The organism is Rathayibacter sp. AY2B3 (genome assembly GCF_002931755.1).
Classification (GTDB): domain Bacteria; phylum Actinomycetota; class Actinomycetes; order Actinomycetales; family Microbacteriaceae; genus Rathayibacter.
In genome coordinates, this window is record NZ_PSUG01000024.1 from 47,834 (window position 1) to 57,206 (window position 9,373).

The following is a 9,373-nucleotide window of genomic DNA, read 5'->3' on the forward strand; positions in this document are numbered from 1 at the left end:
GGGGCCTCCGAGTCGGCCCTCCGTCGGGCGCACGCACTGACGTTCTCCTCCGCTTCTGTGACAGGATCGTCCGTATCCGCGCGTCCACTCCCGCGATCACCGACGGAAAGAGAAGTCATGTCCCCCAGCGAGCACGACGTCGTCGTGATCGGAGCCGGCGCCACCGGACTCACCGCGGCGCTCCGGCTGCGGCAGCACGGACTCGACGTCGTCGTCGTCGAGGCGCGCGAGCGCGTGGGCGGCCGGCTCGAGACCCGGGTGGTCGACGGGCAGCTCCTCGAGCTCGGCGGCCAGTGGGTCTCGCCGGACCAGACCGCGCTCCTCGAGACGCTCGACGAGCTCGGTCTCGGCACCTACTCCCGCCACCGCGAGGGCGAGAGCGTCTACATCGGCGCCGACGGCTCCGCCCGCCGCTTCACCGGCGACATCTTCCCCGGGAGCGAGCGCACCGAGTCCGAGATCTCCCGCCTGATCGAGGTGCTCGACCGCCTCGTCGCCGAGACGGACCCGGCGGCGCCGTGGACGCATCCGCTCGCCCGCGACTACGACCGCATCACCTTCGCCGCCTGGCTGGAGCAGCAGAGCGACGACGAGGAGGCGCGGGCGAACATCGCCCTCTTCCTCGCCGACGCCATGCTCACCAAGCCCGCGCACTCCTTCTCCCTCCTCCAGGCGCTCCTGATGGCCGCGAGCGCGGGGAGCTTCAGCAACCTGGTCGACGCCGACTTCATCCTCGACAAGCGCGTGATCGGCGGCCTCCAGCAGGTCCCGGAGCGGCTCGCCGAGCGCCTCGGCGCCGAGCGCGTCCTGCTCGGGCACCCGGTCCGCTCCGTCCACTACGGCGACGACGGGGTCGAGGTGCGCGCCGACGGCGTCGTCCTCCGCGCCCGCCGCGCGATCGTCGCGGTCCCGCCGAACCTCGTCGGCCGCATCTCGTTCGACCCTCCGCTCCCGCGCCTGCGGCAGCAGGCCCTGCAGCACCAGTCGCTCGGCCTCGTGATCAAGGTGCACGCCACCTACGCCGCGCCCTTCTGGCGGGCCGACGGCCTCTCCGGCACCGCGTTCAGCCCGCACTCGCTCGTGCACGAGGCCTACGACAACTCGAACCACGGGGAGGAGCGCGGCACCCTGGTCGGCTTCGTCTCGGACGAGAAGGCCGACCGCGTGCTCGCGCTCGACGAGGCGGAGCGGAAGGCCGCGATCCTCGATTCGCTCGCCGCCTACTTCGGGCCCGCTGCGCTCGATCCGGTCGTCTACTACGAGAGCGACTGGGCGTCCGAGGAGTGGACGCAGGGCGCGTACGCCGCGAGCTTCGACCTGGGCGGGCTGACCCGGTACGGCGCGCTGCAGCTGGAGCCGGTGGGTCCGCTCCGCTTCGGCACGAGCGACCTCGCCGCCGAGGGCTACCAGCACGTCGACGGCGCCATCCGCGTCGGCAGGCGCCTGGCACAGGAGATCATCGACGAGGACGGCGCGACCGCACCGGCCCCCCAGCGCGAAGGAGCACAGCCCGCATGAGCACCCACTACGCCGTGATCGACCCGGCCACGGGGGAGACCCTCCGCGAGTACCCGACCCTCGGTGACGCCGAGCTGACCGCGGCGATCGGCTCGGCGCAGGACGCGTACTCCTCCTGGTCGCGGACCGTGCCCGTCGCGACCCGCGCGGCGCTGATCGCCCGCGTGGCCGACCTACACGTCGAGCGCGCCGACGAGCTCGCGGCGATCATCGTCCGCGAGATGGGCAAGCCGCTCGACCAGGCGCAGGGCGAGGTCGGCTTCGCCGCCGACATCTACCGCTACTACGCCGAGAACGGCGAGGCCTTCCTGGCCGACGAGCCGATCGAGCTCGCCGCGGGCACCGGCTCCGCGCTGATCCGCCGCGCCGGGCTGGGCGTGCTGCTGGGCATCATGCCGTGGAACTTCCCCTACTACCAGGTGGCCCGCTTCGCCGGCCCGAACGTGGTCGCGGGCAACACGATCCTGCTCAAGCACGCGCCGCAGTGCCCGGAGTCGGCCGCCGCCATCGCCGACGTGTTCCGCACCGCTGCCGAGGAGCTGGGCGCCCCCGCCGGCGTCTACGTCAACCTCTACGCCACGAACGAGCAGGCCGCGACCGTCATCGCCGATCCCCGGGTCCAGGGCGTCTCCGTCACCGGCTCCGAGCGGGCCGGCGCGGCCGTCGCGGAGCTCGCGGGCCGCCACCTCAAGAAGGTCGTGCTCGAGCTCGGCGGGTCCGACCCGTTCGTGCTCCTGTCGACCGACGACCTCGACAAGGCCGTCGAGGACGCGGTCGCCGCGCGCCTGGACAACAACGGCCAGTCCTGCAACGCCGCCAAGCGCTTCATCGTGATCGACGAGCTGTACGACGCGTTCGCCGAGAAGTTCACGGAGGCGTTCACCCGCGCCCAGCCGGCCGACCCGTTCGCGGAGGGCACCCTCCTCGGCCCGCTCTCCTCCGCCGCCGCGACCGAGCGCCTCGAGGCGCAGCTGGCCGCCGCGCGCGAGCAGGGGGCCGTCGTCCGCGCCAGCGGCGAGGTGACCGGCAACTTCTTCCCGCCCGCCGTGCTCGAGGGGGTCACCCCCGAGATGGACGCCTACCGCGAGGAGTTCTTCGGCCCCGTCGCCGCGCTCTACCGCGTCCGCGACGAGGACGAGGCGATCGCCCTCGCGAACGACACCCCCTACGGCCTCGGCTCCTACCTCTACACGACCGACCAGGAGCAGGCACTGCGCCTGGCGGACCGGATCGACGCGGGGATGGTGTGGGTCAACCTCGTCCTCGGCGATGCTGCCGAGCTGCCCTTCGGCGGCGTGAAGCGCTCGGGCACCGGCCGCGAGATGGGCCGCCCCGCCCTCGAGGAGTTCGTGAACAAGAAGCTCATCCGCATCGCGTAGTACGGCGGAGTGCCGGTCCTGCCGGCGCTCCGCCGTTCCCCGCTCACTTCTTCGTCAGCGACGACTCCTTGTGCGCGGCCTTCGCGTCGGTCTTGTCGCTCTGCACGATCCAGTAGGGCTCGTCGTCCGAGGCGTTGAACTTCTGCCCCTCGAACTGGAACTCCTTCGTCTTCTTCTCGACCAGCTCGCCGTGGGTCTCGCCCTGCGAGGTGTTCCAGCTGATCTTGTCGCCCTTCTTCACGAGGCGGCTCCTCTCTCTCGGTCGCGCCGGAGCGCGGTGGTCCCCTCGCGCGGGAGCGCGATGGTGGTGGTGACGTCGACGATCGCCGGAGCGGCGGGCGCCGACGAGAAGCCGAACCGCACGGGCGGCGAGAGCGGGCGCAGCGGGCCGAGGTCCTCCTCCGCCAGCACGGCGTGGACGCCCACGACGCGGCGGATCGCCCGAACGCCGTAGTACTCGCGGCGTCCGTGCCCGGCCGACCCGGCCGTGCTGACACCGCGCACGAGGAGGGAGGCGACCGGCGAGATCGCGGTCAGCCACGCAGGGTGCTCGGCGAGCGGCCGCGGCACGATCCGCAGCAGCCGGCCGAGCGGAGTGAGACCGCCGAGCTCCAGGCGCACCGCGAGCGGTCCGGACGAGACGGACAGGCCGCCCGCGATCCTCCGCCACGACACCGGCGCGATCCGCACCTCGTCGAACGCGTACGTCGATCCGATGAAGTCCGCGACCTCCCGGGTCGGTGCGATCAGGAGGCGGTGGCCGTCGCCGTCCTCGATCATCGCGTCGGCGAACGGCCCGAAGGGAGTGTCCTCCCAGAGGCCCAGCACGATCCTCGTCCCCGAGGCCGTGCCGAACCCCGCGATGCGCCCGCCGAAGCGGAGGAGCCGCGGGGTCCGGCCGGTCATCAGGAGGCCGAGCGCAGGAGCGTGAACGAGCCGTCGCGGACGATCAGCGTGGTGACCTCGCCCTCGACGACCTGCTCCGGGTCGCTCGAGGCGGCCAGCGTCCACTCGGCGCCGGGCGCCTCGGGGACGGTGAACTCGACGCCGTTCTCCGCCGCGTTCAGCAGCAGGGCGAAGCTCGCGCTGCCCTCGTGCTCGAACACGAACGTGATCGAGCGGGCGTCGGGGTTGTCCCAGTCCTCGTCGGCGAAGCCCTGCGCGTCGGAGCGGAGGATGTCGACCGTGTCGGGGCCGCCGTCGCCGGGAGCGCGGCGGAACCACTTGGGGCGCAGCGCCGGCTCCGCGGCGCGGAGGGCGATCAGCTCGCGGGTGAAGGCGAGCAGCTCGCGGTCCGCGTTCTCCCAGTCGAACCACGAGATCTCGTCGTCCTGGCAGTAGGCGTTGTTGTTGCCGCCCTGGGTGCGGGCGATCTCGTCGCCACCCAGGATCATCGGCACGCCGGCCGAGAGCAGCAGCGTCGCGAGGAAGTTGCGGCGCATGCGGCCGCGGCGCTCGTTCACCGCCTCGCTCTCCGTCGGGCCCTCGGCGCCGTTGTTGGAGGAGCGGTTGTCGCTCTCGCCGTCGTTGTTGTCCTCGCCGTTCGCCGCGTTGTGCTTGCGCGAGTAGGCGGTGAGGTCGGCGAGGGTGAAGCCGTCGTGCGCGGTGACGAAGTTGATGCTGGAGACCGGCGAGCGGCGGTCGGCCTCGTACACGTCGGGGGAGCCGAGGACGCGCTGCGCGGTCGTGCCGAGCACCGAGTCGGCGCCGTTCCAGAAGTCGCGCACGTCGTCGCGGAACTTCCCGTTCCACTCCGACCAGTCCGCGGGGAAGCCGCCGACCTGGTAGCCGGCGGTGTCCCACGGCTCGGCGATCATCTTGACGGGCGCGAGCACCGGGTCCTGCGCGATCAGGTCGAGGAAGGCGCTGTGCACCTCGGCTTCGCCGGTCTGGCGCGTGAGGGTGGTGGCGAGGTCGAAGCGGAAGCCGTCGATGTGCATCTCGGTCACCCAGTAGCGCAGCGAGTCCATGATCAGGCCCAGCGCGGCGGGGTGCGCGACGTTGAGGCTGTTGCCGGTGCCGGTGGTGTCGAAGTAGTTCGCGCGGTCCTCCTCCACCAGGCGGTAGTAGGAGCCGTTGTCGATGCCCTTGAACGAGAGGGTCGGGCCCTTGTCGTTGCCCTCGGCGGTGTGGTTGTAGACCACGTCGAGGATGACCTCGAGGCCGGCCTCGTGGAACGCCTTGACCATGGCCTTGAACTCGTCGACCTGCGAGCCGTCGTCGCCGGCGTGCGAGTACTCGTTGTGCGGCGCGAAGAAGCCGAGGGAGTTGTAGCCCCAGTAGTTGCGCAAGCCCTTCTCCTCGAGGTGCGAGTCCTGCACGAACTGGTGGACGGGGAGCAGCTCGACCGAGGTCACGCCCAGGTCGGTGAAGTGCTTGATCGCGGCGGGGTGCGCGAGGCCGCGGTAGGTGCCGCGGATGTCCTCGGGCACGTCGGGGTGCAGCTTCGTGAAGCCCTTCACGTGCACCTCGTAGACGACGGTCTCCTCGAGCGGGATGCGCGGCGCGGTGTCGCCGCTCCAGTCGAAGGAGTCGGGGTCGGTGACCACGCAGCGCGGGACCGCGTGAGCGGAGTCGGCGTCGTTGCGGGAGTCGGCGTCCTCGTAGAACTGGCCGAAGACGTCCTCGGACCAGGTGTAGGAGCCCTCGATCGCGGTGGCGTGCGGGTCGAGGAGGAGCTTGGCGGCGTTGTGGCGGAGGCCGTTGGCGGGGTCCCAGGGGCCGTCGACGCGGAGGCCGTAGCGGGTGCCGATGCCCATCTCGGGGACGAGGCCGTGGAAGACGTGGCCGGTCCGCTCGGCGAGGGCGACGCGGGTCTCTGCTCCGGACTCGTCGAAGAGGCAGACCTCGACGCTGTCCGCGGTCTCGGAGTAGACGGCGACGTTGGCGCCGGCGTCGCCGCGGAGGGAGACGCCGAGGGGATACGGGAAGGAACGGGGGGATGCGGGCATGCGTCCATCCTGACCGGGCGCCTCCGGGAGCTTCGCGCCCTTGTCGCCGCGCCCGCCTCCCGCTAATCTTCCAGGCCCTCCCTTCGACACGGCGCCCTCCGCGGGCATATAGTCAGCTGGCTTACTAAATCGTCGGAGGAGAGCGTCGTGCGCAACCGCAAGTGGATCGGGCTGGTCGTCATCAGCCTCGGAGTGGCGACGATCATCGTCGACTCGACCATCGTCAACGTCGCCATCCCGTCGATCGTCGCCGATCTCGGGATCACCTCGACCCAGGTGCAGTGGGTGCAGGAGTCGTACACGCTCGTGTTCGCCGCGCTCCTGCTGGTCTTCGGGACCCTCGCCGACCGCTGGGGCCGGCGCCGGATGCTGATCGTCGGCGTCTCGCTCTTCGCGCTCTCCTCCGTCGCGGCCGCGCTCGCTCCGACCGGCGACCTGCTGATCCTCTCCCGGGTCGTGCAGGGCGTCGGAGGAGCGATGGTGCTGCCGACGACCCTCTCGCTGATCAACGCCACCTTCCGCGGTCGCGAGCGCGCCATCGCCTTCGCCGTCTGGGGCTCGACCATCGGCGGCATGACCGCGGTCGGCCCGCTGCTCGGCGGCTGGCTCACCACCGACTTCTCCTGGCGCTGGGCGTTCGGCATCAACATCCCGCTGGGCGTGATCATCGTGGTCGGAGCGCTGCTGTTCGTCGACGAGTCGCGGCAGCCCGACGGGCGGCGGGTCGACCTCGTCGGCGCCGCGCTCTCGATCATCGCCTCCGCCTCCCTGGTGTTCGCGCTGATCGAGGGGCGCACGCTCGGCTGGTGGGGGGTCGACGAACGGCTGAGCATCGGCGGCTGGAGCTGGCCGCTGGGCCTCTCGCCGGTCCCGATCGCGTTCGCCGTCGCGGTGCTCGCCGGGGTCGCCTTCGTCCTCTGGGCGCGGGCCCGCGAGCGCGCCGGGCGCTCGGCGATGCTCGCGATCGGGCTCTTCCGCCTCGCCTCGTTCCGCAACGGCAACCTCGCCGCGATGATCGTCTCGCTCGGCGAGTTCGGGATCATCCTGGCGCTGCCGATCTGGCTCCAGAGCGTCCTCGGCTACACGGCCGTGCAGACCGGCCTGGTGCTCCTCGCGCTCGCGCTCGGCTCCTTCGTCGCCTCGGGCTTCGCCGGCGCCTTCGGCAACCGGGTCGCGCCGGTCCTCATCGTGCGGGTGGGCCTCGCGGCCGAGATCGTCGGAGTCGCGGGCATCGGCCTGGTCGTCTCCGACTCCACTCCGTGGTGGGCTCTCGTGCCGTTCCTCGCCGTCTACGGCTTCGGCGTCGGTCTCGCGACGGCGCAGCTGACCGGGGTCGTGCTCCGGGACGTGCCCGTCGAGCTCAGCGGGCAGGGCTCGGGCACGCAGTCGACCGCCCGGCAGATCGGCTCGGCCCTCGGCATCGCCGTGCTCGGGACGATCCTCTACACCTCGACCGCGGGAGTCCTGACGACCTCGCTCGAGCATCAGGGCCTCCCCGCGGAGCAGGTGGCGAGCACCGTCGACGCGGTGGTCGACTCCTCCGGCGCCGCGATCGCGGGTCTGGCCGCCTCGCCGGCCACCGCCGACGCGGCCCGGGCGGCGGGGGAGGCGTTCTCGGACGGCACCCGCTACGCGGCCTTCGCCGCCGCCGGGTTCCTCGCCGTCGGCTTCCTGGCCACGCTCTCGCTCGGCCGCCCCGCCGAGGAGGAGTCGGCCGCGGTCAGCTCAGCGGAGCCGAGTCGTCGGCGGTGAAGACGATCTTGCCGATCGTGCGGTCGGCGCCCGTCGCACGGCGCGACAGGACGTCGACGACGTCGCCCAGCGGATGCACGGCACCCGGCCGGGGCCGCAGCTCGCCGGAGGCGGCCAGCGAGACCGCGCGCCCGATCCGCTCCGCCGTCGCCACCACGATCAGGTTGCGCACCCGCGGGCGGTCCCGGCGGACGAGCCCCGACGCCTGCGAGACCAGCGCCGGACCGCTCGGCACCAGCGTCGCGATGCGCCCGCCGTCGGCCAGGAGGATCGCCGCGTCGTCGACCGGCAGGTGGCCGGAGACGTCGACGACCACGTCGAAGCGGCCGCCCAGCACGCCCAGATCGAGCGCGCGGTAGTCGTGCGGCTCCGCGCCGAGCGAGCGGAGGAGGTCGGCGGAGGCGGCCGAGCCGGTCGCCGCGACCGTGCAGCCCGCGCGCACCAGCAGCTGGATCGTCGGGTCGCCGATGGCTCCCGAGCCGCCGCTGACGAGGACGCGCTCGCCGGCGCGCACGCGCAGAGCGTCGACCAGACCCACCGCGGTGCCGCCCGACATCGCGAGTGTGACGGCCTCGACGAAGCCGAGGGAGTCGGGGAGCGGGACGAGCGACCGGCCGCGCGCGAGGGACGCGTCGGCGAAGGCGTCGCCGTCGCGGGTCATCCCCACCACGCGGTCGCCGATCGCGACCGAGTGCGACCCGGGCCCGAGCGCCTCGACGGTGCCGGCGATGTCGAGCCCGAACCCGTAGGGACGGGAGCGGCCGACGGCCATGATCCGCGCGGAGCCGGACAGGATCTTCTCGTCGGTCGCGTTGATGCTCGCCGCGCGCGTGCGCACCAGGACCTCGCCGCGACCCGGCATCGGCACCGGCGCCTCCCGCCACGAGAGCAGATCGGGCCCGCCGAACCTGTCGTACCCGAGTCGTCGCATGTCGCTCCCGTCGTCCGTGCCAGCCCCCCGAGCCTAGGGCGTGGCCGCTGGGCGGAGACGTCGCGGGCGCCCGGCGGAACCCCCTCCGGCGCTCGCGGGCCCGGTGCTACCGTGGCGGCCATGAGCGCAGACGACAGCCCCGAGTTCGCAGGCTTCGAGGCCACCCCCTCCACCGACGCGGAGAAGGCCGACGACGTCCGCCCCGCCGACGCCGAGGTCGAGGAGAACACGACGGCCGACGAGAGCCGCGACCCGGACCACGGCTACGACCCGATGAGCGAGAGCGGCTCCGAGAACGCTTCCGAGGACGAGGTCGGCCCCCGCGAGGACGAGGAGGGCCTGCTGCCTCCCGGCAGCACCGCCGAGGGAGCCGGCACCGCGCTCGGCGCCGACACCGTCGAGGGCGGCGAGCCCCTGGGCGAGAACGCCAGCGCCGGCACCCCCGGCCAGCTCGCCGACGAGCGCTGGCGCACCAACGGCATCAACCCGCTGGGCTGAGTCCTCTTCCGCGGCGGTCCCCGCCCGCCGCGGCGCGGCCGGCTCCTGCAGATGGCCGGGCGGATGGAGCGTCCTGCGTCCGGCTACGACGGAACGCTGACACGCGTTCCGCCGGTTCGCCTCGCGGATGTCCGCGGCGGTCGCCCGTTCGCGCGGGCCTTCGACTCCTTCGGCCGCCACCACGGTCGACGGCCTCCGCGAGGCGAACCGTCGAAACGCGTTGCAGCGTTTCGGCGTAGCCGGAGGCGACACGCTCCACCTGCCCGGCCGTCTTCGGAAGCCGACCGCGCCGCGGCGGGCGGGGACCGCCGCGGGAACGAGCACAGCCGGACGCGACACGCTCC

The 9,373-nt window shown here is 72.8% G+C and carries 8 protein-coding genes; 4 read left to right on the top strand and 4 right to left on the bottom strand.

Going from position 1 to position 9,373, the window contains the following annotated elements; genetic code table 11:
- Positions 1-117: 117 nt before the first annotated feature.
- Positions 118-1,518, top strand: a complete 1,401-nt coding sequence (locus C5C24_RS09755) for an NAD(P)/FAD-dependent oxidoreductase (protein ID WP_104304839.1) — start codon at positions 118-120, stop codon at positions 1,516-1,518.
- The gene (locus tag C5C24_RS09760; protein WP_104304840.1) at positions 1,515-2,897 is read left to right on the top strand and encodes an NAD-dependent succinate-semialdehyde dehydrogenase; all 1,383 of its coding nucleotides are present in this window, start codon (positions 1,515-1,517) and stop codon (positions 2,895-2,897) included. The genes C5C24_RS09755 and C5C24_RS09760 overlap by 4 nt, the downstream gene beginning before the upstream one ends.
- Before the next feature lie 43 nt (positions 2,898-2,940).
- On the opposite strand, the gene C5C24_RS09765 is transcribed toward C5C24_RS09760, so the two are convergent.
- Genes C5C24_RS09765 through glgX form a run of 3 tightly spaced genes read right to left on the bottom strand, consistent with a single transcriptional unit; the run spans position 2,941 to position 5,848 of the window.
- Positions 2,941-3,138 (bottom strand): DUF2945 domain-containing protein, encoded by a 198-nt coding sequence (locus C5C24_RS09765; protein WP_056866275.1) that lies wholly within the window; start codon positions 3,136-3,138, stop codon positions 2,941-2,943.
- Entirely contained in the window at positions 3,135-3,803 is a 669-nt protein-coding gene (locus C5C24_RS09770; protein ID WP_104304841.1) for a hypothetical protein, read from the bottom strand. The genes C5C24_RS09765 and C5C24_RS09770 overlap by 4 nt, the downstream gene beginning before the upstream one ends.
- Positions 3,803-5,848: a glycogen debranching protein GlgX gene (gene glgX, locus C5C24_RS09775; RefSeq protein ID WP_104304842.1), complete on the bottom strand. Its 2,046-nt coding sequence runs from the start codon at positions 5,846-5,848 to the stop codon at positions 3,803-3,805. The genes C5C24_RS09770 and glgX overlap by 1 nt, the downstream gene beginning before the upstream one ends.
- Before the next feature lie 147 nt (positions 5,849-5,995).
- Here glgX and C5C24_RS09780 point away from each other — a divergent pair, with 147 nt between their 5' ends.
- Positions 5,996-7,600, top strand: coding sequence for a DHA2 family efflux MFS transporter permease subunit (locus C5C24_RS09780; RefSeq protein ID WP_104304843.1), 1,605 nt, complete (start codon positions 5,996-5,998; stop codon positions 7,598-7,600).
- Here the strand turns inward: C5C24_RS09780 and C5C24_RS09785 are convergent.
- Positions 7,569-8,531: an NADP-dependent oxidoreductase gene (locus tag C5C24_RS09785; protein ID WP_104276292.1), complete on the bottom strand. Its 963-nt coding sequence runs from the start codon at positions 8,529-8,531 to the stop codon at positions 7,569-7,571. The genes C5C24_RS09780 and C5C24_RS09785 overlap by 32 nt on opposite strands.
- A 120-nt stretch (positions 8,532-8,651) precedes the next feature.
- Between C5C24_RS09785 and C5C24_RS09790 the strand changes: the two genes are divergently transcribed.
- Positions 8,652-9,029, top strand: coding sequence for a hypothetical protein (locus C5C24_RS09790; RefSeq protein WP_146082576.1), 378 nt, complete (start codon positions 8,652-8,654; stop codon positions 9,027-9,029).
- The last annotated feature ends 344 nt before the right edge of the window (positions 9,030-9,373 follow it).

Coding starts and splice junctions, on each gene's coding strand:
- C5C24_RS09755 (WP_104304839.1), top strand. CDS start 118: ATGTCCCCCAGCGAGCACGACGTCGTCGTGATCGGAGCCGGCGCCACC.
- C5C24_RS09770 (WP_104304841.1), bottom strand. CDS start 3,803: ATGACCGGCCGGACCCCGCGGCTCCTCCGCTTCGGCGGGCGCATCGCG.
- C5C24_RS09785 (WP_104276292.1), bottom strand. CDS start 8,531: ATGCGACGACTCGGGTACGACAGGTTCGGCGGGCCCGATCTGCTCTCG.
- glgX (WP_104304842.1), bottom strand. CDS start 5,848: ATGCCCGCATCCCCCCGTTCCTTCCCGTATCCCCTCGGCGTCTCCCTC.
- C5C24_RS09790 (WP_146082576.1), top strand. CDS start 8,652: ATGAGCGCAGACGACAGCCCCGAGTTCGCAGGCTTCGAGGCCACCCCC.
- C5C24_RS09760 (WP_104304840.1), top strand. CDS start 1,515: ATGAGCACCCACTACGCCGTGATCGACCCGGCCACGGGGGAGACCCTC.